Here is a 25,203-nt window from a genome sequence, read left to right as displayed (position 1 = left end):
TGAATTTGAGGACATTAAACACAGGTCTACGAAATTCATCAAAAAAAGCTTGAAGAATTTGACACTTACAATCAACTTCAAGAAAAATGGGGTCAAAAATTATATTTTTGCGAATTTTGACCAGATCAATAGCTTGATTGTAGCAAAAAAGAGTGGGATTACATAGAATATATAATAAATTTTTATAAATTAATAGAACCTGTCAAGTCCAGTCGGACCAAAAAAGAAAGGAAATATTCAGTACCAATTAGTGGGTACTGTCAAACTGAGGTTTGAACATGCGGCTAACACCGCTGCCCCATTGCTCGATAAGGTCAAGTTCCCGGAAAACACGGGCTATAACGCGGTTGCGTAATTTGGAAACCCCCTGAAGTATATCTTCTACCGTTAACCCGGAAGCAGGATGCCAGGGTTTTCTATTTCAATACGGTCATCAAAAAAAGAAATCCGGATGGGTGCTCCTTTCTGGGAGTAGTCAGCGTGGACAACAGCATTGACCACGGCTTCCCGCAGGATCGTTAAAGGAATGCTCCAGACGTCCCTGCGGTATTGGAAAAAGCCACCAGTGTTTTAAGTATATTTCTAGGAGAGGACAGGTCACGCTTGAACTCCAGCGTTTTACCTTCTGGCCTGGAGAGCAGTTCAGCAATTGAGTGAGTAATTTCTCCTCCTTCTGGCAAGCACCATTAACCCCTAAAAGGATCATGCCGCCTTTTGCGTTGGCAAAAGCTACAGCTGATTCTACGGTTATGTCATCGAATTTCTCCTTGAATTCAAGGGTTTCGGATTCGCCGGAGTTGATTAAATCTTTAATTTTCATTTTTAACTTCCCTTATTTCCCAACCAGCCTCTTGTAAGTACCTTTCATTGCCAGAAATAGTGTCTTTGTGTGCAGCAACGCACAATAAACAAGTTGGTCTTGTCATGCCCACATAAGCCACTTTTAGAGACGTCTCTAAAATAGGTTTTATCTTTTTTTTCTTGCTTATTAAATAGTTTATAATTCTTTTAATATCCGTACTATTTTTATACCATGTTTCAAGGTAGAGAGTAGCTGTATGTGTTTCCCCCTTAACACTATGAACTGTAGCAACTTTAATGTTAATATCAAATTCGTTATATATATTAAATTCTGGAAGTTGTTCCCTTCTTTCAGTATTGCTATTTATTAAAAAGTTATTGAGCTTTCTAATATCTACGTCCTCAAAGTATCGACAAAAATCATTTAATATAAAGTATTTAAATGGCTCTGAAACATCTTCTCCAACATGAATTTTCAAGCACCAATCTGCTGCTTTTGAGTTAAACATGTCCTCAAAATTCGTATCCTTATTTTCTAAGTATTGAATTAATGTCCTTTCAGTGAATTGGTGAGAATTATTTGGATCCTTTACTTCGAGAAGTTTTAATACTTTTAAGAGGGCATTTATCATTAATTGCCGGTAATAACCAGCACCCTCAATTTTTATTGTATTATCATCTACTTTTTGCAAATAATCATTCAAAAAATTTAACTCTATTTTACGGCGACGAGATCTATTTTGATAATTTATGTAGTATGATGACAGAGTAATTTTATTTTCATTCTCTTTCCCTATCCACCCAATAGCCTTAAAATCGCTATGTTCATCATATAAATTGTGTTCTTTTATTATTTTTACAAAAAAAGGAAGTACTGAGTCTATTGTGTCGTCATCAAAAACCAAAAATTTTGGTTGTATATCTTGAACTGATGAATCACCAACAATATTTTGTTCATGTACACAAAGTTTTTGGGTGATTTTAGCAATTGAACTTGAAAATCTTTTACTCCCATTGATACATAAGCAATCATCGATTTCCAATGTGTCCTGTTCTTCTAAAAAACCATCGTATATCGCTTGGTTTCTATCACCAAATTTCTGTATAATTACATTCGAGGCATCAAATATTTGTTCCAGAATTGAATTTTGATTTGAGTCTGTATCCTGCATCTCATCGATAAAAACAAAAGTAAATCTCTCTGAAAATGCTTTTTTTAGCACTATGCTAAAATCGTTTAAATATTTAAATGCCAAAGAATATGCATCTTCGTAATGTAAGATTCCTTCTTTCAACACACTCATTTTTATTTCAAATAATTGTTGATATGAAGAACTAGCTTTACCTATATTCAACTTATTTCCTTTAATGTCAAAGAAACATTCACTTATAAAATCAAATCTTATACCTTTCAAATACTCTAACTCAAAACCCGGCCTTTGTTTAAATCTATTGTACATCCACCCTCTTAAACCTCCACTTCTTGGAAGTTTTTGATATCTTTTTATAATTTCAAAATCATAAGAATCTGAATCAATTTTAGAAGGTCTTGTATTATAATAACAAATGCAAGCCGGAATGGCCAAATATCTATCAACAAATGATTGAATTGTCCCGAAATAATTCGGATAAGAGAATAAGATGTCCCCTTTTCTACCCAATTTTCCCTTAATCTCATTGATTGCTACATTCGTATGAGTCAAAACACATATTCCTTTGTTATCTTCGAAGGGCATCCTTTGGACCAAGATTGCCAACTTTGCTAATAATGCAGTTGTTTTTCCACTTCCAGGGCATGCTTGGATATTTTTAGATTCCATGCATTTTATGACATCTCTTCTTTCGAGATCAAAGGAGCAACCTTCTGGTAAAAAAATTTTCTCAGCATACTCAATATCCATCTCCGAGATTTCAATCATCGGATGCCCCCTTTTTTAACTTTCCAGAAGTGGCATAAATTATAGCATCAATGATATATTCGAAATTAGGGTCAGTTATTAATTTATCTTGAAGTTCTTTTTGATCGGGATATTCATTTAATATTTCGGCAAAGCATTGAGCAACAATAGCTTTCGAGATTTTTCCTTTGAGTTGAGTGTTATTGTAAATCTCAAAAGCTATTCTTCCATTATCCCACTTTCTCTCATTCCATTTGTTAATATCTGAGTTTACTTTCTTATTTACTTGTATCTTCTTGTCTTCTGTTAAAGTGAGGACATTACTGTTCTTAATTTTTCCGCCTTGTAATACAGCTCTGTAAAACTCGGTTTTGAGATCACTTAATGCAATAGCATATTCTAAAGTCCAATCTTTAGAAACAAATGCCTTTACCGGAAGCCCATTGTAATGAGCTTTTTTTTCTTTTATTGCTTTTTCAACTCTTTGTAAATAATCAAGTTCAGTTTGTTCTTCTTCATCTTGTTCCTCTTCATCTAGTTCTTCGTCAGTTTGCTCTTTATCGCTTTTTTTATTTTTATTTTCGGAGGTGTAGTAATAATCGGGTCTAGAATCACAATCAGTTATAACAGCAACATATGTGTCAATGAATTCTTCAGGGTTTGATCTCTGAAATATCCTCGAATATCTCAAAAATGCAGTACTTCCCACATTTATGATAGAAACACCATGTTTTGAAAGAGGTAATCCGATAATTTTAGCAATTGTGGGAATCAATAGATTCTCTGCGTCTCCCTCTACAAGAATTACCCCTTCAGCGAAAAACAGGTTTGCTTTTGTGACATCTAAGAAACGTTCCAAAAATAGATAATCACCTTTTTCAAGCTTGGTGTTTTCGTGTCCCATATTGAAAACCTTACCATTTTTACAGATGATCAGGTTTTCCAAGTTGACTTTTGAAGCAAGGTTTGGGCTATGAGTTGTAAGAATTAATTGAACTTTTTCATCGGATTCTTGGGTTTTACTTTCTTGCTGCAAATACTCTATCAGTCTCAATTGGGCCTGGGGATGTAAATGTGCTTCAATTTCTTCAATCAGTGTTAATTTCAAGCCCGTATATTTTTCTCTTTTTAATAGCAAAAGTTCAGAAGCAATAAATAAAAGATTATCAGAACCTAATCCAGCTTTATTGATGGATAAATTCAAGCTCAATTGTTCTAATATTGATTTTAAGTTCATATCTGCAATTGAAATGCTGGATTTAAGTTGATTATTTTTACTTGAAAAGTTTCTTAAATAGTCATTTATGTGAGTGACTATTTTTGTCCCATTTTCTTTGGATTCCGTTTCGCCCTTTTGTCCAGATTCGATTTCCTTACCTTTTTCGGATTCAGTTCCTTCCTCACTCCCTTCTGATTCAGGATCCTTTTTCTCTTCAAAAAAAGACTCAATTTCTCCATTGGCCTTTTTTATAACTTCTATTATTGGATGTTTTTCCTTGTCAGCAAAATCACCATGAGAATAGAGAATTTGAGATAACCTTGAGTTTCTTCTCGGGCTTAACTCAAACTCAGCATCTCTTAACGGTCTTAAGTAAACAATCCTTAACAAATCGCGAGCTTTTCCATCTAAAGAAGTTCCTTGTTCGTCAGATCCTGCTTTTAAATCTCGATATATTCTCCCATTTTCTCTTCTGCCTATCAAAAAAACTCTTAAATAATAATTGGGAGTACCTTCTGAGTCACTTTCAATACCAATCCATTCCAAAAAATTTTTGGCTTCTGAAGGTTGGAATCCTCTAAATATACATTCAATTCTTAATTCCTTCGCTCTTTCTTCCTCAGATGCATTGGGATGGATATAGAAATCTTCATCTTCCAGTCTGTAATACTCGTAGCTCTGAGTAAAAAGAACCATTTTTATAGCATCTATGATGGCAGTTTTTCCTGAGTCATTTTCTCCAACCAATAGATTCAATCCAGAGTTAAACTTTATATGTAAACCTGAATTGCCATTTTCCCCTTCACCAAATTTACGAAAATTCGATATTTTTAACTCAGAAAGGTACATTTTAAATCCCCTTACTATTTCCATTATTTTTACGTTTACATTTCCAAAATCATATTTTCAGAAGCTTTTAATATACAAAAAAGTAGGGAAAGTACATTTATCTATCTTCATTATTTGAATCACGCTTAGAAACATAAGTAATGTAGTGACCTGTAAATGTTCCAAGCAAAAAGGTCAAACTGCTATCTAACTTCCCTACATAAGTTAGAAAAACCGTTGCAAGAAGAATTACTACGAAAAATGAAGTCATTATAATTGTTTTCCAAAGAGCATGAGACGCATGTTTTTCGCGTAATTCCTTCTTATACTTTGTTGAAGAATCGAAATAGTCTCTAATGCTGTTTACAGTTTCTTTTAAAAAATCTGTACTTTCAGGTTTATCGATTGCTTTTTTCAAAAATGATACAAAGGATTGGTCAGAATATAGTTGGAGTTCAAGGTTTTTCTTTTCAAGAGTATTGCAAACGTTTTCAAACTTCCCGAGTTTTTCAAGTAACTCTTCATTTTTTTGCAGCAACTCTTCGTAACTTGGTTTTTTAACAATTTTCTGATTATTCTTAGTTTCTACTACTTCTTTTGTGATTCCACCGTCATTTGATTCATTGCTTTCCATAGTTTTCTCCCATCTAAAACTCAAAAATGATAGTGAATTTCAGATTTTCCCCACCAACCCTTCAAACTTCTCATAATTAACTTTGACCCCATCATCCAGATCAATCTCAATCATCTGATCCGCTTTATGCTGAAGCAGTTCATCGTATTTTATGAGCTCATCGATCTTCTTCCTCAGCTTCACCAACTCAGCCTCGGCTTTTCCCCTATTCTCCTTACTCCCGGAAATCTCTTTTTCAAGAAGCGGCCTCTGAGCATCCAGCTTCGACTCAAAGTCCAGCAGATAATCGATCCTCATCTTTGCCAGGGTAGTCTTATCGTACCTGTGCATGTAAACGAGCGCATTGAACACTTTTCCTTTTTCGGAGGAAGTAAAGAGCCAGTAAATAGGTCTTTTCTTATACATTTTCAGGTGATCGCTGTAGAAATCCTTCAGGAAATAGTTCCGGATAACCTTCTCAGAAGCTTCCCCTTTCTTTGAGAGCGCCCCTGCAATAAAGTCAAGGTTTTCGGAAAGTGTCTCCGTCCCAAATGTAAGTTTCAAGAATTCTTTGAACCGGTTTACGATATCATCCGTGTAATATTCGTCATCAAGGATCGGGATGATATTATCTTCATCCGGCAGGAAAGAAGCTCCGGGAACTTTTTCTTTAAAATCAGCCAGCTTTTCTCCCTGATTTGCAAGGATCAGCCCTTCTTTTTTCGGCGAGTATCGCCCGAACATGCAGCCTACCGCGTAAGAAATTAATTCTCTTATGGTATCGGTCAGCAACAGAGCTTCTAGTTCTTCTTCGGTTTTATTGTTAGCGTAGCGATAATAAGGATTGCAGGTCAGCGTGATTTCAGAAAGCGGTACATCCGGCGTCATTTCGTCCTGCAAGCCGTAGGCTTCAATGAAAATGCGGTTATTCTCTTCCTCCAGCCGCTGCATTTCGAGAGTCATTTCTTTCCAGTGGGCGCGGAGTTTGGTGTAGGTTTCGCTGAGAGTTGGCTGACGGAATTCTGGTTGCAGAAGTGGGAAGATAGTGAAGTCCCAGGAGATTTCATAAGAATCCCAGTCAGATTTGGATATATCAACAAGCTTTTTAACAGTTGAGGAAATAGATCTCTTATAGTTTTTTAGTGAATCAAGGATAGGCAGTTTGCAAAGATGTTCAGCTTCATAATTTAAAGTTGGAGATAGTATTTTCAGTACAAAATTTATAAAGTTAGTGTTCAAGATCCCAGTGAATAGGATTATGTCTTCTTGATTATTAAAAAATATAGCTGAACCAGCAACATCAAAAATAAAACCCTCTGGGAAATAACGTACAGCAAACTTTCCACTTGATACTTTTGACCAGCTCACAGATGATTTGAAGTAACAATTTTGATTCTTAAGTCGACCTCCAGGTCTAAGTTTGTTAAGTTCTTCGTGAAATGCCTTAATATCTTCCCCATCATTGAGATAGTTAATAACATACTCTTGGTTACCATACCATCTTCTAAAATTGCCACCCTTATTATAAGGAAACCATTTTAAACTGCTTAATTTGGCGTTTTCTAAAGATGAATACCCTGTTCCCATCCTAGTACGTTGTACCTCATGCCAAAAACGCAAAAATCGATCATTATCAGACGTTGTAGCCCCTTGCTTTGGCTTCGAGAATGTCTCTAATTTTCGGGATTCTTCAAAGATTTTCAGCATCCTATTACTTACCCAATATGCAATCGGCGAGCCTGGGATTATATGTAAAAAGTCTCTTGAATTTGCCTTGAATATTTCTTTTTCCTGGAGCTTATTAATAAATATTTGCTCTTTATCAGCTGATTGTGGCACATTGTTTAAATTTATATAGCTGCCAAATAATTCTGAATCATAGCTTTTTTTTATAGTAAATGCACAAGCTTGAACAACACATGAGTTCATAGAGGGGAAGCTATTGTATCCTATTTGAATTAAATTAGAGATAAAATATTTTGCCAGCATCTTTTCTCTTAGACTTTCGTAAGAAGATAAGAACATCCAAACCTGTTGTGTGATTAAGGAGCAATATCCTTTTTCTATAGTGTAAGAAAGACATTTTTCCAAGAATACTGCAAACAAATCACTTTTCGAATCATTGTATTCTTTTTTCACAAATCTAGATAGTTTTTCATTCATTCCCCCAGCACTCATGTAGGGTGGATTTGTAATTACACAATCATATTTTTTCGTCATAATTCTTGATTGTTTGACTATTTTATCTGGATTTGCCAATTCTACAAAAGACTGCAGAGTCGGTTCTTTCTTAAATTTCTCAAGTTCTTTCTCTATTATCTCTAAATCAAGTACAGGCAATTTTAATATAGAACCATATTCTTTCGCATCAACAAATAGTTCAAATAGCCTACTCATTTCAGGATACTTTATACTATCCAGATAATTGACATTATTCGTCTCCTGTAGGGAACATAAATTTAAATCAATATTCTTAAAAAACAGATCCTTATCATATCCCCTTGCCTTCATCATCACAGCGAATCCTGCAAGTTGAGAGGCTCTGTCATCAATTTCAAGTCCATATAGATTTTTATTAAGGATAAGAGGCGCAATCTCCGAATCCAAATAACCAACTGACCTGTAAATTTCATACAGAATCTCAAAGGCATATACAAGAATGTGACCTGAACCCATTGCTGGGTCGAGAACTTTGATTTCTTCAGGGTTGTAAATTGGTTTTTCAGGAGCTGCGACTTCCTGTTCAATGAAGTATTTGAATTTGGATTGAAGGACAGGATCAGGGTTTGACGTAAGCCAGAGGCTACCAAGAGAGTTTTCTACCAAATATTTGACAATCCATTTGGGTGTGAAAAGTTGGGTTGCAGCCGGGATATTTTCCTTACTGATTTTGATATTCTTCTTCAGGTCTGCAAAGATTTTGTCCTTCTTTGGAGCAATATAGTCCTGATAAATCCAGCCTATGATTTCAACTTCCTGCCAGTCTTCTTCAGGAATAATTGAATTCAGGTCATTCAGGACAGAACCTGTGTGGAGAAGCTTGTCAGGGAAAAGGAGTTCGGTATAGTCTTCGATTTCCTCAAAGAGGAAGGGCATTATTTTGTTCAGGTAATTGCAGAGCTTGAGAATCAGGTATTTGTAGAGCTCTTCATCTTTGTTTTCGGCTTTGAAATCGAGGACAAGGTTCCGGTCAAGGTTCAGGAAATCAAGTTTCAGGGCGTTTGTGAGAAGGTCGGGTTCGGATTTATTCGGGTCAGTTGAAGTGAAGACTTTGATCTGGTCCGGGAGGCAGCCGTTCATCTCCATGAACTTGAGGGCTACAAGGCGGTTGAACCAGGTATAGGTCACTTCTTCCATGACCTGTCCGTAGCCTTTTTCCTTGATCTGTTTTACAAGCTGGGAACGCTGCTGTTTGATATGGGCATTGAAGACTTTGCCGTTGATAACGACAGAATCTCCGTGCTCTTCTACGGCGTGGATTTCTTTGGAGGAAATTCCGTAGCGAGCTACCTGGCTTTCGACTTCTGCGTTTAACTTATCCCTAACTTTGTTCGAGAATTCGATAACTTTTGATTTGTCCATTTTTCATCCAGCTCCTTTCTTATACCCTTATGTTCTTTTCTTCGAGGATTTTCAACAGCTTCTCTCTGAGCTGTGTAATATATTCCTCGATATCTTCCTCGTTTTCCAGCATTTTTCCAGACTGGAAAAATGAGATTTCGTTTATTACTTTTGTATTTTTTTGTGGAGCTGGAGGTGATACAGTTTCTATTTCATGCCCTACTTCTGGCTTTTCTGGATCGGTACTGTCATCCCCATAGTGTATTTCCGGTGGCCTTTCCCGGATAATCTGCCTCTCTGTATCTATCTGCCTGTAAGCCTCTACCCGGAGAGAGTTTATCATAGGGAGCTGGCTCTGGACAAGAGCGCAGTCCTCAGCATCTTCCGTGGTCCCTTCGATCACATTGAAGAGCCGAAGCACCGATTCCCTGAAATCGTCTGAAAACTTCTCGTCTGAAAGGTCCTTCCCAAGTTCTTTTGTAACCTCATCAAGGTTTTCTCTTATCTCTTTTTTCTGGGCAGAAAGGGCCTCCTGAATTGAAACTTCTATCTTCTTCTCCAGCATGGGAAGCTGGCGGACCTGGGAGTAAGGCTTTTCCAGGCTCAGGATTGCATTAACTTCCTCGATGGCTGCTTTTGTTTCTTCCCCGAGGAACTGGGTGTTTCTGCAGTAAGCTTTGTACTTTCGGGCAAGCCTCCGGAAGATATCAACCTGGGAACCATCAAAGAAGTTTTTCACAGGCTCTGCATCGGCGTGAAGCTCTTCAAACTCGGCTTTTCGGGAGGCTACGGCTCTAAAAAAGGCTGAGGGGTCAGAGTTTTCTGTCAGTTCCTTCAGGAATATTCTATAGGCTTCTATCTGGGTTCTGCCCGGGAAGCTCTTTTCTTCCTCGTACCTGCCTTCGATTTTTTGCAGGCCTGAAAGCTCTTCTCTGAATATGCTCTTTACCTCTTCGTAAAGCTCCCCCTCTTTTTCTTTCAGATTTATTTTTTCAAAAAGGTTGTTGAGGACCAGTCTGACAGCTTTAAGGTCTTCTTCCCCGGTCTTTTCCCTGATTTCTATGACCAGTTTGTCAGCATCATCTCTTCTTGTCAGGTGCTTTGCCGTAGCATCTGCAGCATTGAACAGGTATTCGGACTGGTAGCGGAGTTTAATCTCTTCTCTGAGGTAAAGAATAGCCACAAGCCCTGAAATCGTCATGTCTTTCCAGCCGTAGGGCTTTTTCGTGAAACGGTCCTTTAAGTCGCTTAAAAGAACCCTGCCGCTTCTCCCGTACTTCATCTGGATGTAGTCAAGCACCTCTTTTAAAGCCAGCTTGTTTGTATCGCTGCCTGTAACCCCGAACTTCTCAAGATCGTCCGAACGCAGGACTTTGAGCACATCACTCTCGGTTTCGTAATCCTTTGTGGCATATCCGGCTTTGTTGTAGACGTTATCTATAAGGAGGTCAAGCCCTTCCTTTATGCGCTCTTTCGGATTGGATTTTCCAGGTGTTACTTCCTTGTTATCAACAAATACCCTTGAATCCGAGACTCCTTTCAGGATAAGCTCTGCTGCGTTTGCTCTTGCGCTTACGGCATTCTGCTGTTTTGTGGACAGGATGTTCTGGATTTCCACATTGTTCCGGTTTGAAGAGTTCTGCTTGAGGTATTTCTCTATTCTCAGGTAGGACCTGATCTGATCGATTAATTCGTCTTCCGGAAGTACGAAAAGCAGGGTGTCCGCTGAATCGATATTGCTTAAACTGTCACCGCTCAGGGACTGCTGGTTGCCTTTTTTACTATTACTATTATACTGGTCTGAAAGAGGAGTAAGGAACTTGATCGTAAGGTCTGCACCTAAAACAGTCTTTACCCTGTCATCAATCGCTTTGTTAAATTTGTAATCCTTATGGGAAGCCGGACAAATTCCCTGTTTTTGCTCGTAGAGCATCCCATGGATTTCTTCAAGGATCTGATGCTCTTCAATATCTATCCCTTTGATCTCTCTATTGATATCTTGCTCCTCATTTGTCAGGAAATAATACCTGTCCTCGGACTTGTTTATCAGGGTCTGGTCTTCAAGTCTTCGCAGGGATTCAATGATTCTCTGTTTCAGTTTAATCTTATCTTCGTCAACCGAGGAGATGGAGAGCACTATCAGGTTATCGAGGTTTGGCTCAATTTCCTTAATATTCCTGATCATAAACAGGATTTCCAGAAGTTCACAGTCTTTTTCATTAAGGAACTCATTTTTCCGGGCGTGAGAGATCGTCTTTGCAATAATCGGGTCAAGGAAACCTGCAATAGTCTCATAAAAAGCATGGAAAGGAATCAGCAGCCCCACATTCTCCTCCCCGTAGTTCACTGTCGACTCCTTAAAAGCACCAAGGAGCGACCTTTCTCCTTTTGCCAGGTGCTTCCCGGTAAACCCGGTTTCTCTTATTTTTTCAAAGACCTTCTGCGCAAGATTGAACTGGTAGGGGACAAAAGGATATACGTTTACAAAGTCCTCTTCATTCCTGTAGACCTTTATTTCAGCCCGGTTTGAAAACGCAAGCAGGTTCTTGAGTATTGTCTGTTTTTCAGCATAGTATGAAGCAAGGACTTCCCTGTATTCCTCTTTCTTATGCAGGATCCTTTTCTTGATGACCTCGTCCACATTGGCGCTGGTAAGTCCCAATCGGGTGTTAAAGCGTCCCTGGATCTTGGAAAAATCATTGCCTTTTACGTGTTCCTTTGTAACAGTATCAATATCAGCCTGTGAAGTCACTGCAACCCAGGCTTTTCCCTGAAGCCTGGTCCCCAAATCTTCTACAATGGTCTGGAGGTTGAGCATCAGCTCGCTATTTTCTCCGATATACTGTCCTATTTCATCCACAAGGAAAATTACCTGATGGGCTTTTCCTTTCGATTTGCAGTACTTATCGAGCTTATTTGCAAATTTCTCAACGCTGAAAGTATAGCTGGCCCCATCGCTTTCAAACAGCCTTGAAGCAGCCTCCCTGCTCATCGAACCGCAGGTTGCAAGGGCTTCTATAATATCATCCTGCTCAAAACCGTAGGCTACTCTTCTTTCTTCCCAGGGCTCTCCGTTTATACGCTCAAACTCGGTTTTGAAAGGCTCATAGAGTCCTTTTTCCTCAAGCTGTTCTTCAAGTTCTGCGATCCAGAAAACGTCTCCCATATACCCGCGCCTATCATTGAAAGCCCTCATGAAGATGTTTACAATCTGCTCGTCGCCCTTGTTTGCAGTGTTTGCTTTGGAATCAATATTAAAAAGAATAACATCTTTAGTGCCTGTAGTAACGGCTTTCTCAATATTGGCAAAAATCGCGGGGTCTGTTATTTTTTCCCTGAAAAACTCGAGTGCTGTCTTCCCCTGAACTGCTCTATTTTCCAGTAAATATGACAGGATTTTGAGGAAATGTGATTTCCCCGAACCGAAGAACCCTGAGATCCAGACTCCTATTTTATCTGTGGGTTCTTCCAGTGTCGCAGTATAGTTCCTGAAGAATGTATCAAAATGCTTTAGAGACTCGCCTGTCACCACATACTCATCAAGTTCGGTATAGACGCTCCTTTCGTCTTCCTGATCAACCTTTATTACCCCATTGATATCCCTTCGGATATCTTTTTCAAATAAATCTTCTATTTTTATTTCTGTGGCAGTCATGTTAAGCACTCTGAGTAGATATAAGTCTGAATAGGATTTCAGTCTGAATTGAATTTCAGTCTGAATAGGATTTCAGTCTGAATAGGATTTCCAATATGAATTTAATTCCAATGTTAATTTAATTCCAATATGTATTAAAGTTAAGATAATTAAGAGTGTGGCCTGAAAGCTTAAAACTTCCCCTCTAAATAATCCTGAGCAAATTTCTTAAATTACATTGCCTCTGGCATCAAGCGGAAAGCTCTGTAGTAGTTCTTGCTTTTAAATTCGCCAAATAATCTCAGGTCAAGCCCGCTGAATTTTCCAGGATAAAACATCACAAGAGGCTTTTTGCCTGTAACGGAATGAAGATTATTAAGGACGGAATGAGCTCTGGTCATTGGCCATGCATTTCCCACTCCTGTCAGAAAAATCAGGTCGTAATCAACTTTAAGTATCTCGGCAATCTCTTTTTTTGTAGCCTCTTGATTCAGAATTAATCTGATATTCTCAAGCAAGGCATCTGAGCCCTTTTTCTTTTCAAACTGAATTATTTTTTCATCAGTAAGCTTCTGATTCAGGATTTTGAGGCATAAATTGTACAGATTAATCTCAACTATCTTAATCGAGTGTTTGCTCTCAAAGCTTGGGATCATCTTTTCAATTGTATCCCTTACAAGGAGCTCTTTCTCCGGTTCGTAATCAAAAATCCAGTATGGGATCTCGTTTCCCAATCCCTTGCAGTCCAGAAAATCTGTTGTTTTTATCTTTTCTTTAAAGAGTTCCAGACGCTCTTCAAGTTTCATGATCTTAGAATACAGGCACTATGTATAAAGCGGTTATTATTTTCAATCAGTAAATTGTTATTTATTTTTAAGCTCTCTGCATCTAATGGTCTCAATAAATTAATAGTTCAATGCTGAGGCATATATCGGCACATGCACCAACCCTCCCTGCCCTCATGCAACTGATGACTGCATGCCTTGCAGGGAATGGGCTTTTCTCTCAGAGCCTCATCAATTGTGTACACTCTGCCGGAAAGTTTCTGGCATTCAGAACAGGAAGCGTCTCCACCGGTAAAAACAAAAACTCTTTCAATGCCTTTCTGTTGATAAGCCATCAATTCTATCTTTGCTGACATCTGAAGAGGCTTGGTAACTATACCTGAATAACTATAAGTAATTCCATTCAAAACCCCTTCCAAAAAGTTCTATATGTGTGAATTGCAAACTCTACTTATGGATAAAAAAGTATGTGTTGGTGTAGATGGATGCAGAGCAGGTTGGTTTGCAATTGCACTAACAGAAGCGGGGGATTTTGATACTTTTGTGTTTTCAGAAATATCTGATCTTTGGAACTATTTCTGTGGCGGCCATACCGATGTTCACATATGTTTGGACATTCCTATCGGTTTAATCGATCGTTCTTCTAGTTACAAAAGAAGACCTTGCGACGCCGAAGCTCGAAAGTTACTCGCTCCAAAAAGGCATCCCAGTGTTTTTACCCCTCCCTGTAGAGAAGCCCTACATGCCGAAAGCTATGAAAGCGCCTGCGACATCAATGAAGAAGTTACCGGCATTCGCCTTACAAAACAGTCATGGGGAATAGTTCCAAAAATTAGAGAGGTGGATGATTTTCTCGTATCCACTCATTCCGCGCAAGAGAATATAAAGGAAATTCATCCTGAAATCTGCTTCTGGGCTTTTGCTGGAAAGCCAATGGAATATTCAAAAAAGAAAAATGAGGGATTCATAGAAAGAAAAAAGATACTGCAAGAAATCTGCAATTTGACAGATAGGATCGTGCAAAATTCTCTTGACAAATATAATAGAAAAGATGTAGCGAGAGATGACATACTTGATGCTCTTGTTGCCTCTTTAACAGCAAAATTGTCCTTTGAAAAAGGTTTAAAATCTGCCCCACAAAATCCTGGACGAGATTCTAGGGATCTGCCCATGCAGATGGTTTATACAACGGTTTGCTGTAGGCTTCAAAATGCGGAAACCGAAACCATGAAAATCAAGCCGAACCTTCAAATCATAAGAAAATATATAAAAAAGATTTAGTGCGAGGGGTGGGATTCGAACCCACGAAATCCTTCGATACCGGATCTTAAGTCCGGCGCCTTTGACCTAGCTGGGCAACCCTCGCAAATTGAAGAGTAACTGTTTATTTTTGCCTGTCCTACCTTTAAATAGCCTTTTTGCTTTTAGCTCTTTTCCTCGGATTTTGTTCAGTCCTGTAAATAGTTTATTAAGTTTGACACCTTTGGACTGGCTGAACAACCTTTGCGCTTGAATAAAAGCAGGCTGGTTTTGAGCCGCAAAAATTTCCTTATGCGAACATGCACTAAATAAAGTTAAATTATTTAAAGTTTATTCTCTACTTCATGGAGATTACATTTCTTGGTACTGGAGTTGCGATCCCTGAAAAGGGTCGGGTACAGTCCGGCATACTTGTCAGGCTTGAGGACAAACCTCTGCTTATTGACTGTGGAAGCGGCGTTTTAAGCAGATTTCCCGATGCAGGAGTCCCACATACAGAAGTGGATACCGTATTTCTCTCACACCTTCACCTTGACCATGTAGCTGATTTGCTCCCCCTCATTAAAGCAAACTGGCTCAGAGGAAAAACCGAAATGCGAGTATACGGACCTGACGGGACCGAGGACTGGTTCTCGAAGGTGCTTGGGGCATATGAGTATATTCTGGATGGAGTGGACGTGGATGTTGTAGAGATCTCTCCCGGAAAGGAGTTTACGCCTGAGGGTTTTGACTGCGAGATTACCTGCGCAACTGCTTCCCACAGTGTTCCGACTCTGGCATACCGCGTGACTGCAGAAGACGGAGAATTTGTTTACTCAGGGGATACCGAGCCCTGCCGGAATATAATGGACCTGGCAGTTGAATCCGACCTCCTGATACACGAATGCTCCTTTCCTCCCGGCACAAAAGTAACAAACCACACAACTCCGAGCACGCTGGCTGAAATGCTTGAAGACTACAACAAAGAGATCGGAAGTATCTGCCTCACACACTTCTATCCCGAAATGAAAGGGCATGGAAAAGAAGCAATACACCGCCTCAAGGACTATGTTGATGGAGAGGTGATCCTTGCAGAAGACCTGATGAAACTTGAAATATAAAGGAATTTAAATTGTAATAATTAGAGCTATGAAAATTATAACTATGAAAATTATAACTATGAAAATTATAACTATGAAAATTATATCTATGAAAATTTGAACTATAAATATTTGAAATCTGATTATAATCATAAATTTTGTGGAATCCGGAGAAATACAGAGACTTTAACTCTCCGGTTTTTCCACCTGTTTCAAGAATTTGAGGCTTAATAAAGGATTTACCTTAATGGATTTTACTTACTGGAATTTACTTACTGGAATTTACCTTAATAGAATTTACCTTATTGGAATTTACCTTATTGGAATTTACCTTATTGGAATTTACCTTACTGGAATTTTGTTTGTGAAAAGCTCTGAAAGACCAGAATTACATTTTACCCCCGGTGATTATCATGGCAAGAATACTTTCCGAACTTGATATTGGCATTCTGAAAACCGTTGCCCCGGAATGTGAGGCGCTCCTCTGTTCCGGCTCAGGAGTACATTATCGTTCCATTCTCCCGCCTCTGGCAAACCACTACTCAAAAGATGCAGCCGATTTTCTGAGGAGGATCAAGCTGCTGTCCATGTCTGATCTTGAATACCTTGTCAGGCTCATTTTATCCGGAGAAGAAAGCCTGGGCTGCGTGCCTTTTAATTACATTATCCTGTTTGTCGAAAATGTATCAGAAAGGCTGGGTGAAGAGGTTGCATCTCAGGTCCGAAAATCATATGACGATTCCGAATGTCCTGTCTGAAAAAGACTGATTGAAAAGATGATAAAGAAGACGGATCAGGAATTAACTGAAAAGGCTCTGGTACTCCGGATCCAAGGGCTTCAGACAAGTACTATCAGACAAGTACTATTTGCCTGCTCTATGCAGTTATCAGGCAGCTTCTGAATAGTAAATAGTAGTAAATAGTATCTCGGTTTACCCGGGATTAACCAGTAAAATACGGATAAGCCTTCTTATGCTCTTCCGTATTTATCTTCGAGCCTTTCGATATCGTCCTCTCCAAGGTAATCCCCCTGTGCAATCTCAATGAATGTCAGGTTCTGATTGCCTGTGTTTCTAACGCGGTGCACGTCGTTTACCGGCAGGTCAACCGAGTTTCCTGCAAGAACCCTGATCTGGTCACCGTTTTTAGTTACAAGCCCTTCGCCGCTGATTACATACCAGTGCTCACTTTTATGGAAATGGCGCTGAAGTGAGATCTCTTCCTGGGGCAGAACCGTAAGGCGTTTGACCTTATACCCCGGTTTCTCTGTAAGCACCTCATAGAAGCCCCAGGGCCTTTTTGCCTCACGTTTGCACTTTTCCAGAATTGTCTCATATACCCTGATATAGTCCTCTACCATCCGGTCAACAGAGAAGCGTTTTTCCACGCTTTCCCGGCATTTCCTGCGTGATATGGAGTTAACCTTTTGAACAGCCTCTACGGCTTCGTCTGCATTGTTTACGAGGAACCCGGTCTCTTCGTCCAGGATCAGTTCAGGCATTGCCCCTCTGTTTATCGCAATTACGGGCGTCCCGCAGGTAAGGGCTTCGACAACACCGAGCCCGAAAGCCTCCTCATAATTGATCATATGCAGAAGAGCACGGGCATTTGAGAGCAGCTCTTTTTTGCGTTCCTGGGATACATGCCCCTCGTAAATTATCTGCTCGTTGTCTATATGGGGCTCAACTTCATTCTTGAAATATTCAGAGTCTGCAATAAAGCCAGCCATTCTCAATTTCATTCCGGCCTTTTTTGCAACCTGTATTGCTTCTTTTGCGCCTTTATCCCTGTGAATACGCGATATAAAAAGAAGATAGTCCTCCGGATTGGCATTAAAAGGAAAACTCTCGATATCTATTCCGTGCCGGACCGTTGCTATATAGTCCAGTTCATTGCACCTGTAGGCATCACTTATGGATACATAAAAAGTGCTGTCGTTATATTTTTTATAGACCGGCAGAATTTTCCGTGAAGAAAAGCCGTGGATAGTTGTTACAACAGGCGTGTCTACAAGCCCACTGTAAGTCAGAGGCAGGTAATCAAAATGGTTATGAATTATATCAAATTCATTTGCCCTTTCAAAAACCTCTGATATATGAAGGCTCTCGTATACCTTTATAATCACATCTTTATCTTCTTCGTACGGCCTCGGGCACACCGAATGAAGTTTGCCTGCTGTGTGCGAGTCAGCTGTTGCAAACAGCGTAACGTCAATACCCCGTTTTACCAGTCCCTCAGTTAATAAGGATACCATTGCCTCCCACGGGCCGTACTTTTTAGGCGGCGTGCTCCAGGCAATCGGAGATAACATAGCAATTCTAATAAAAGTCCCCCCAGTACTTTAGATATTTAATTCAGATATTTAAGCCCCTTTTCTCCATTTTATTCTTGAATGATATGCCTGTGCCCTTCAAAAGCCCTGCAAAACTCTGCAGGGCACTGCTCTTCGGGGCACTCATGAATATACTCAAGGACGTCACTGAGTTTTGCGCTTGCCATGGATACAGAAGTATCCGCACTTCCATAATAAATACGGATTTGATCGTCATTTAAAACCCATCCACAGGGAAAAACAACATCATTTACATCTCCACTGCGCTCATAGAGTTCACGGGGTCCGAAAACCCATCCTTCTGACCTGTGAAGGACTTTTCTCGGGTCTTCAAGGTCAAGAAGAGCCAGCCCAAGCCGGTAACTTGTTTTTGACGTTGTTGGGCGGACTCCGTGGTACATAATTAACCAGCCGTCGTATGTACGAATTGGCTGTGGAGATAAACCTATCTTACGGGCATCCCACCACCCTCCTTCCCTGGCATACAGAAGGACCTGATGATCCCCCCAGTATCTCATATCCGGGGAAAAGGAAATCCAGATATTTGCCTTCGCGCCGCTCATTGAAGAGACCGGTCTGTGTAACATTGCCCACCTGCCGTTAAACCTTACAGGAAACATGGCAGAATCTTTATTTTCAGGAGGCAGGGTAGCTCCTATCCGCTCAAAATTGCGGAAATCCTCTGTAAAGGCAAGTGATGTTAAGGGGCCGGAATCCGAAAAAGCAGTATATGCTACAGCCCATTTTCCCATCTCATCAATATAAGTTATACGCGGGTCTTCAATGCCGTATATCTCTTCAGGGTAGTTTATAGCGTCCGGAGTAAAGGTTGGTTCAGCATCAATTTCCCAGCCATCTATCCCGTTATTACTCCTGGCTACTGTAAAGTGAGAAAAGCCCCTGTGGTCTTCAACACGCACCAGTAATAGAGTTTTACCATCAACTATAGCGGCTGCAGGGTTAAACACCGAATTAGCCTGGTAAGGCCAGTCTTCAACAGTGAGGATGGGATTTTTTTTATGCCTTACAAACAGTTCTCCGTGGTCCTTCCAGATCATGCTGTCACTTCTCACTCTACCTTATTTGCTGATAACAGGCTCTTTTTCTTCGGCAGGATTTCTTCACTTACTGTGGGCTGGGATAGAGCACTGTAAGCTTCACCTGCGTGTTTATTTAAGGAACTTAAAGCCATGAGGAAGCAGATTACGGATTCTGCGCCCTGGTTGCAGTTCATCCCGTCGCAGTTGAGCCCGTCGCAGATCGCACCTGTTGAATAGTCATACATAGGAGTTCGAAGGCGGTTTCTGCCCAGGAAATATTCAAAAGAGTATCTTGCAAGATCCAGGTATTTTCTCTCACGGACAGTTTCATAAGCCGAAATATAAGCCTGAGTCAGGTAGCCTGCTTCGATGGGTTGCTGGTCAAAAATCGGTTTTTCTCCATCACAGGAGTACCAGCCCTGATTTCCAACAATATCGAAAAAGTCGCCTTTCCACTGGACCTCAGTAAGGAAGTCCAGGGTGGCAAGCCCAACTCTTCTGTAAGTTCGGTCTTTGGTATAGTTATACGCCAGTATAAGGGCTTCACTCAGTTTTGCATTGCTGTAGGTAACTGTGGGTTCAAACCAGTTCCAGTCTTCTTTCCCGTTAGCTTCATACAGGTCGACCAGAGAGTCTGCGTGGCTGGTAAATATGGATTCAACGGTATCTTTGTCTATAAGGGAGTCTACGGCCCTTACAGCATCCCTGCGGGAGTTAAATATGGATTCAAAAGAGTCCGCATCCACGCCTGCCCTGAGCATTTCATACAGCCCGCACATTGTGTAGGCTTTTGCCCTCGGATAACTCAGTTTTTCCATCTGCATTTTAGATTTACTTACAAGCGTGTGTGCAAGTGTACGTGTGTTTTTTGACAGGTAAGGGCAGCTTATCACATGCCCAAGCCCGTAGATCGCGCGTCCGAGAGTGTCTTCACTGCCTTCTTCATCCAGAAACTCTCTTCTATAGCTCATAAAGTTATGGAAGTGCCCTGTACCGGTCTGGGCATGTTCAAGAAAGCTCATGTATGTGGTAATCAATTTCCGGAGTTCCTCGGCTTTTTCCTGGCTATCGGTAAGCTGTGTCAGTGCAACGAGTCCTCTGCCCACATCATCGGTACTGTATCCGTAATGTCGGGCCGGCACACCCAGATTGGTATGCTGGATAATGCCCACGTCATCAGTCAGCAGTTTGAGGTGGTCGAGTTTTATTTCCGGAAGCTGATCTGGAAGGAAATTAAATCTGTTTTGTACTTTTGGATAGGGATTGTAGTGCTTTAAAACCCTGGAAAAAACAGTATTGTATTCTTTACCTATGTTTTTCCAGGTCATTTTCCTGCCAAAACCGTATGCCTTTATGCGCATATTCTCACACTCGTCCGGATTTTCTATTAAGTATAAAAGCGAGTTTTTAAAGCCGGCAGTGTCTCCGAAATCTACGAGCAGCCCGCGATTATCGGACAGCATTTCCTGGGCGTACCAGTAAGGAGTGGATACTATTGCTTTTCCCATACCTATGGCATAGGTCAGAGCGCCGCTTACTATTTGTTCTCTGGAAAGATATGGAGATGCGTAAATGTCACTGGCAAGGATATAATTGCAGAGCTCTTCTTTCTCGACAAATTTATCGTGAAACATTACGTTATTCTCAAGCCCGAGTTCGGAAACCCGGTTCATAAGATACTTTCGATATGTCTCTCCATAATGTTTTTTGATCACTGGATGGGTGGCACCCAGAATAAGGTAAACAAGGTCAGGATACCGGCTTACAACATCCGGGAGAGCTTCGAGCATATTTTCGATGCCTTTATTCTGGCTCAGCAGGCCAAAGGTAAGGATAAGGGGAGCCCCCTTCAGATTTAGCATCTGTTTATACTTGCTGCAATTGTTAAACGGATAGTCAGGTAAGCCGTGAAAAATGATCTCGATTTTTTCATCCGGTACCTTATAAACATCTTTTAACATCTCGACTGCAGTCTGGCTCATCACAACCAGCTTTTCCGAATATCTTATGAGTTTTTCTGTGGATATACGGTATTCCGGTTCCGGTTCCCGGATAACTGTATGCATTGTAGTAATCACAGGCTTGTTTATTCCTGAAAGAAGAGCGAAAATATAATCGCCTGCGTTTCCCCAAAAAAGGCCGAATTCGTGTTGAAGACATACGATATCTGCATCGGACCGATTTATAAAATCTGCAGCTCGGTAGTAATCTTCGAGTTTGTCCCTCTCTATTTGAAAAACGACCTCTTCAGGATAATTGTAGGTTTCGGAAGGGTCATTAAGGGCAATGACCTCACAATGTATGTCGTCATGCACCCTGGATACTGAATTCAAAAGATCAAAAGTAAATGTAGCAATCCCACATTCTTTCGGAACATAAGTTCCTATAAACAAAACTTTCAATTGCTTATTCAACTATTTTCCCCCTAACTTATAGTAATCAGGGTTGTACTCCCGCTAACAGAAAAAGCACTTAAGTAAGCATAAATTCCCACTAACAGAACTTTAAGCACTTAATTAAGCATGCTCCCCACTCAGTAACGCTTAATTAAGTCGTACTCCCCAGTTTTTCAATTATACTTCATTTCTCTGCTGTGTTTTCAGATCAATACATATCAGCTTCTATATCGATGTGAACAGCTTCTGTATCGATGTGAAGACTATATGTCCACAAAGTTATTGCCGTATCGGACTAAACATATATTATATATATATTTTTATCGCAAAATCCGCAACTTGTTGAAAAATATATAGTTATTAATAGAAAACACGTCGTTTTGTTTCGAGAATCCTGATTATCAACTGCTCAATTTACTGATAAAGAGCGATAAATTTATGGCCCCCGCCCGCTCACATACTTTGCAAAAATTTAGCTAAATAAGTAACAAAATATTGATTAGATATAACAATTGTATTCAATGATATTTAATATTATTTATAAATATAATTGAACTAGTTAACTGAAAAAAACAATACAACTTTTGTAATATATTATATTTATAAATGGCCCGATAAATATCTTTTAAACAAAAAATTATGGGAGAAATAAGGTCGCATAGCAATCTTAAACTATATTTCTGTTTTCTGCTGCTACTGTATACAGTATGATTATTTTTTCTGGTTTTCAACTTATGAATTTTGAATGTGAATCACTTTTAACCATGTCGATTTTTACCTTAATTGATCCCACCGTGATATTTTTCGCAAAATAATAAAATAAAAGCTATTATAATGTATAAAATTCTGGAGTGAGATCTGTATTTTGTTCCGGAGAATTAATCCAAAGTAGATCCGGGCGCAACCGTAAATATGAAAACCAGGCATTTCAGAGTAAATAATTGATAATATGTGACCTGCTGAAAGCGCGGTAAAAACGAAACCGGAAAATAAAGCTTTTTAAGCATCTTCTAAGTTATACGAATGAATTCAAAATTGTTAGAGCATAATCTACAAAAAATCCTTTTTTCATAAAATTCCAGGGCATTTTAAAAAATAATTCATCTCTAGGATTCGAAGTCAAATATCCCAATAGATAATGATTTTTGTTTTATCCTGCTTTCACATTATCTCTTTTCTCAAACAGCCTAAAATATTTTAACATGTATCGCGAATATTTTTATAATATAACATGTAAAGTACAATATAACATATCAAATTAATTTTGTATACTGAATTAAATTTATTTGTACTGTTTGGTACCGGGGGAATCTATTCAAGTGAGGGATAAAATCCTGAAAATGGAAGCTCATGTGCTATCTTCACTGTTCATTAACCTGATGAGATAGCCTTTGATCCCGATACATTTTAAGGATTATTTCTGGAATCTCAAAACTGTGATAGTGGATACTGTCTGCCAGATCCGGCCTTATCTCCCCCATACGTGAAAAGTACAATCATAATGGGCACCGAGCCAGAATTCAAATTATTAACAAATTTGGAATCATACAGAATAAATTGGAATCATACAGAATAAATTTTTATTTTAATTAAATTAAAATTTTATTAAATAGTATTACAGGTGATAGCTCTGTTGAATCAAAAATTAGTAATACTCTTTATGACAAGCTGCCTTGTCCTGTCAGGCATTCCCGCAGCTTTATGCATGAGTTCAGCACCGGTTGTTTATGTTGCAGGAGACGGCAGCGGAGACTTTAATTGTGATGGAAAAGATGACCATATCCAGATAAATCAGGCTCTTAAGTTCGTGGCAGAAAACTCTGCATATACAACTGTTCATCTCAAGGGACCCTTTACCTACGTTATTGACGAGACCCTCCTGATAGGCAGCAATACTATCCTTGAGGGCGATTCCAGTGCAAAAATAAAGCTTGTCAGCAATGCTAACTGGGCAGTCTGGAAACCAATGATTAAAGAAAGAAGTACAGGCAACAGCGGCATTACCATTCGCGGGTTTACAATCGACGGAAACCGGGAAGGGAATACGAATGTGGTTAGTGGAAAAGGGTATTATAACCTTATCCATCTCAGCAGCTGTCAGAACATAAATGTGTATAATATGTATCTGACCAATAACCACGGAGACGGTTTGAAAACCGATAAATGCACCAGTGTAAAACTCTATAATAACAAAATATACCTGCTCGGGCACGACGGCCTCTATGCCAGCAGCTGTTCAAATGTGGAAGCCTACAACAACATAATAACCTGCAGGACAAACAGCGGCCTCAGGCTTTATAATACAAACAAAGCCAGCTTCCACGATAATGTTATTACATCGGAAGGTTCCGGTGGGGCAGGAATTGAAATCCAGAAGTATAACACTCCCTCAATGGACGATATTGAGGTCTACAACAACGTAATATACAAAACTGCTCTCGCAGGGATCTGGATTTTCGGATCAGGGTCTTATTCAGCTTCAACGGCAAACGTTCACATCCACCATAACCAGATATACGATACCGGAACTAAAACCAGCAACAGTATAATCGGAGGAATCTTATCCAACGGGTTCGGTGGACTCATTGAAAATAACGTGATCGATGGGACCTATGGAGCTGGCGTTGTCCAGAAAACTGTGTATTCCCCAGCCCCGTCCGGGTCAGGTTTTGTTCTTACTGTAAGAAACAACATAATTACAAACTCCAGATCTTCTTCAGCCGGAGGAAGCGGGTATGCTGTGAACAACGAACTTAAAGGTACGCACTCTTTTGCCCTGCAGAACAACTGTTTCTACGGAAATGCAGGTGGAGAATACAAAAATGTCCAGGCCTCATCTTCAGATATAAAGGCAGACCCGCAGTATGCTGACAGAAACAGACACGATTACCATTTGAAATCAAAAGCAGGAAGATGGAACGGAAACGGCTGGGTAACTGACAGCACGAGTTCCTCCTGCATCGATACAGGATCCAGCTCTTCGGACTATTCTGCAGAACCACAGGACAACGGAGGCAGGATTAACATAGGGGCATTTGGGAACACAAAGTATGCTTCCAAATCCGGCACACCAATAGTAGATAATAATCAGGCTCCTGTGATCAATTCCATCCCGGATGTTACTGTTGAAGCTGGAAAAAGCCTTACCTTTACAGTAAGCGCTTCGGATGCAGACGGAGATAGCCTCGCATACTCTGCTTCAGGTACTCCCTCAGGTGCGACTTTTGACAGCAAGTCAGGGTTTTTCAGCTGGACCCCGGCTGCCGGGCAGGAAGGGACGTACAGCGTAACCTTTGAGGTAAGCGATGGAAAACTAAAGGATTCGGCTACAGCAGCTATAAGCGTTGTCAAACAGGAAAACTCCTCGCCCGCAGCAGAAGAGGTCTACGATAACCGCCTGCGGGAAGCTTCTCCTAACACAGTCTACCAGGGCTCATCCTTTATTGACGTCGGGGGAATGAATAGTTTCAGGTACAGGGATGTAATGCGGTTTGACCTTAGCGAGTACGAAACTTCCGGGGAAGTTGGTAATGCAATCCTTTCTCTCTACTGGTATTATCCTTCAGGGACCTTAAGACCCGAGGATACCGTGATCGAAGTTTACAGACCTGCTGCTTCATGGAATCCTGATTATGTGAGCTGGAGTAAAAAAGACAAAGGTGTTGCATGGAATAATGCCGGAGGAGACTGGTACGATAAAAATGGTGTCTTGCAGGGCAGTACTCCATACGCTACGATAACCCTTAAAGCCAGTGAA

General features: G+C 40.0%; 15 protein-coding genes, 1 tRNA gene and 3 pseudogenes. 5 read left to right on the top strand and 14 right to left on the bottom strand.

What is annotated here, in order from left to right:
* Positions 1-166 (top strand): annotated as a pseudogene (locus EO92_RS17745) (IS1634 family transposase); the annotation flags it as partial.
* A gap of 81 nt (positions 167-247) precedes the next feature.
* On the opposite strand, the pseudogene EO92_RS09705 reads toward EO92_RS17745, so the two are convergent.
* From EO92_RS09705 to EO92_RS09665, 10 genes and pseudogenes are all read right to left on the bottom strand, one after another.
* Positions 248-501 (bottom strand): annotated as a pseudogene (locus EO92_RS09705) (ATP-binding protein).
* A gap of 17 nt (positions 502-518) precedes the next feature.
* Positions 519-680: a helix-turn-helix domain-containing protein gene (locus tag EO92_RS18960; RefSeq protein ID WP_369793141.1), complete on the bottom strand. Its 162-nt coding sequence runs from the start codon at positions 678-680 to the stop codon at positions 519-521.
* Positions 681-694: 14 nt separating this feature from the next.
* Positions 695-820 (bottom strand): annotated as a pseudogene (locus EO92_RS18955) (helix-turn-helix domain-containing protein); the annotation flags it as partial.
* Complete coding sequence (locus EO92_RS09695; RefSeq protein ID WP_048171221.1) at positions 810-2,720, bottom strand: UvrD-helicase domain-containing protein; 1,911 nt, start codon at positions 2,718-2,720, stop codon at positions 810-812. The gene EO92_RS09695 and the pseudogene EO92_RS18955, both read right to left, overlap by 11 nt.
* Positions 2,713-4,791 carry an ATP-dependent endonuclease gene (locus tag EO92_RS09690; RefSeq protein WP_082108016.1) on the bottom strand — a complete coding sequence of 693 codons (2,079 nt, stop codon included), beginning with the start codon at positions 4,789-4,791 and terminating at the stop codon, positions 2,713-2,715. The genes EO92_RS09695 and EO92_RS09690 overlap by 8 nt, the downstream gene beginning before the upstream one ends.
* A gap of 73 nt (positions 4,792-4,864) precedes the next feature.
* Positions 4,865-5,380, bottom strand: coding sequence for a hypothetical protein (locus EO92_RS09685; RefSeq protein ID WP_048171219.1), 516 nt, complete (start codon positions 5,378-5,380; stop codon positions 4,865-4,867).
* Positions 5,381-5,419: 39 nt separating this feature from the next.
* The gene (pglX, locus tag EO92_RS09680) at positions 5,420-8,941 is read right to left on the bottom strand and encodes a BREX-1 system adenine-specific DNA-methyltransferase PglX (RefSeq protein ID WP_048171218.1); all 3,522 of its coding nucleotides are present in this window, start codon (positions 8,939-8,941) and stop codon (positions 5,420-5,422) included.
* A gap of 19 nt (positions 8,942-8,960) precedes the next feature.
* Positions 8,961-12,575, bottom strand: a complete 3,615-nt coding sequence (gene brxC / locus EO92_RS09675) for a BREX system P-loop protein BrxC (protein ID WP_048171216.1) — start codon at positions 12,573-12,575, stop codon at positions 8,961-8,963.
* A 212-nt stretch (positions 12,576-12,787) separates the two neighbouring features.
* Positions 12,788-13,360, bottom strand: a complete 573-nt coding sequence (locus EO92_RS09670) for a DUF1788 domain-containing protein (RefSeq protein WP_048171214.1) — start codon at positions 13,358-13,360, stop codon at positions 12,788-12,790.
* 107 nt (positions 13,361-13,467) lie between these two features.
* A complete protein-coding gene (locus tag EO92_RS09665; RefSeq protein WP_048171212.1) occupies positions 13,468-13,695 on the bottom strand; it encodes a hypothetical protein in 228 nt (75 codons plus the stop codon).
* A 97-nt stretch (positions 13,696-13,792) separates the two neighbouring features.
* Between EO92_RS09665 and EO92_RS09660 the strand changes: the two genes are divergently transcribed.
* Complete coding sequence (locus tag EO92_RS09660; RefSeq protein WP_048171225.1) at positions 13,793-14,620, top strand: DUF429 domain-containing protein; 828 nt, start codon at positions 13,793-13,795, stop codon at positions 14,618-14,620.
* Here the strand turns inward: EO92_RS09660 and EO92_RS09655 are convergent.
* Positions 14,621-14,705, bottom strand: a tRNA-Leu gene (locus EO92_RS09655).
* Between the two features lie 238 nt (positions 14,706-14,943).
* Here EO92_RS09655 and EO92_RS09650 point away from each other — a divergent pair.
* A complete protein-coding gene (locus tag EO92_RS09650) occupies positions 14,944-15,699 on the top strand; it encodes an MBL fold metallo-hydrolase (RefSeq protein ID WP_048171211.1) in 756 nt (251 codons plus the stop codon).
* A 392-nt stretch (positions 15,700-16,091) separates the two neighbouring features.
* Positions 16,092-16,436, top strand: a complete 345-nt coding sequence (locus EO92_RS09645; protein WP_048171209.1) for a hypothetical protein — start codon at positions 16,092-16,094, stop codon at positions 16,434-16,436.
* Between the two features lie 212 nt (positions 16,437-16,648).
* Here the strand turns inward: EO92_RS09645 and EO92_RS09640 are convergent, their stop codons facing one another.
* The 3 genes from EO92_RS09640 to EO92_RS09630 form a co-directional block, all read right to left on the bottom strand.
* On the bottom strand, positions 16,649-17,989 hold the full coding sequence (locus EO92_RS09640; RefSeq protein ID WP_082108012.1) for a glycosyltransferase: 1,341 nt from the start codon (positions 17,987-17,989) through the stop codon (positions 16,649-16,651).
* Between the two features lie 71 nt (positions 17,990-18,060).
* Positions 18,061-19,068 (bottom strand): glycosidase, encoded by a 1,008-nt coding sequence (locus EO92_RS09635; RefSeq protein ID WP_048171205.1) that lies wholly within the window; start codon positions 19,066-19,068, stop codon positions 18,061-18,063.
* Positions 19,069-19,079: 11 nt separating this feature from the next.
* The gene (locus tag EO92_RS09630; RefSeq protein ID WP_048171204.1) at positions 19,080-21,464 is read right to left on the bottom strand and encodes a glycosyltransferase family 4 protein; all 2,385 of its coding nucleotides are present in this window, start codon (positions 21,462-21,464) and stop codon (positions 19,080-19,082) included.
* Between the two features lie 1,642 nt (positions 21,465-23,106).
* Between EO92_RS09630 and EO92_RS09625 the strand changes: the two genes are divergently transcribed.
* On the top strand, positions 23,107-25,203 hold a 2,097-nt coding region (locus EO92_RS09625; RefSeq protein WP_156165780.1), incomplete at its 3' end, for a disaggregatase related repeat-containing protein.

It is taken from the genome of Methanosarcina sp. 2.H.A.1B.4 (genome assembly GCF_000979385.1).
Lineage (GTDB): Archaea > Halobacteriota > Methanosarcinia > Methanosarcinales > Methanosarcinaceae > Methanosarcina.
This window is presented reverse-complemented; position numbering and strand designations above follow the sequence as displayed.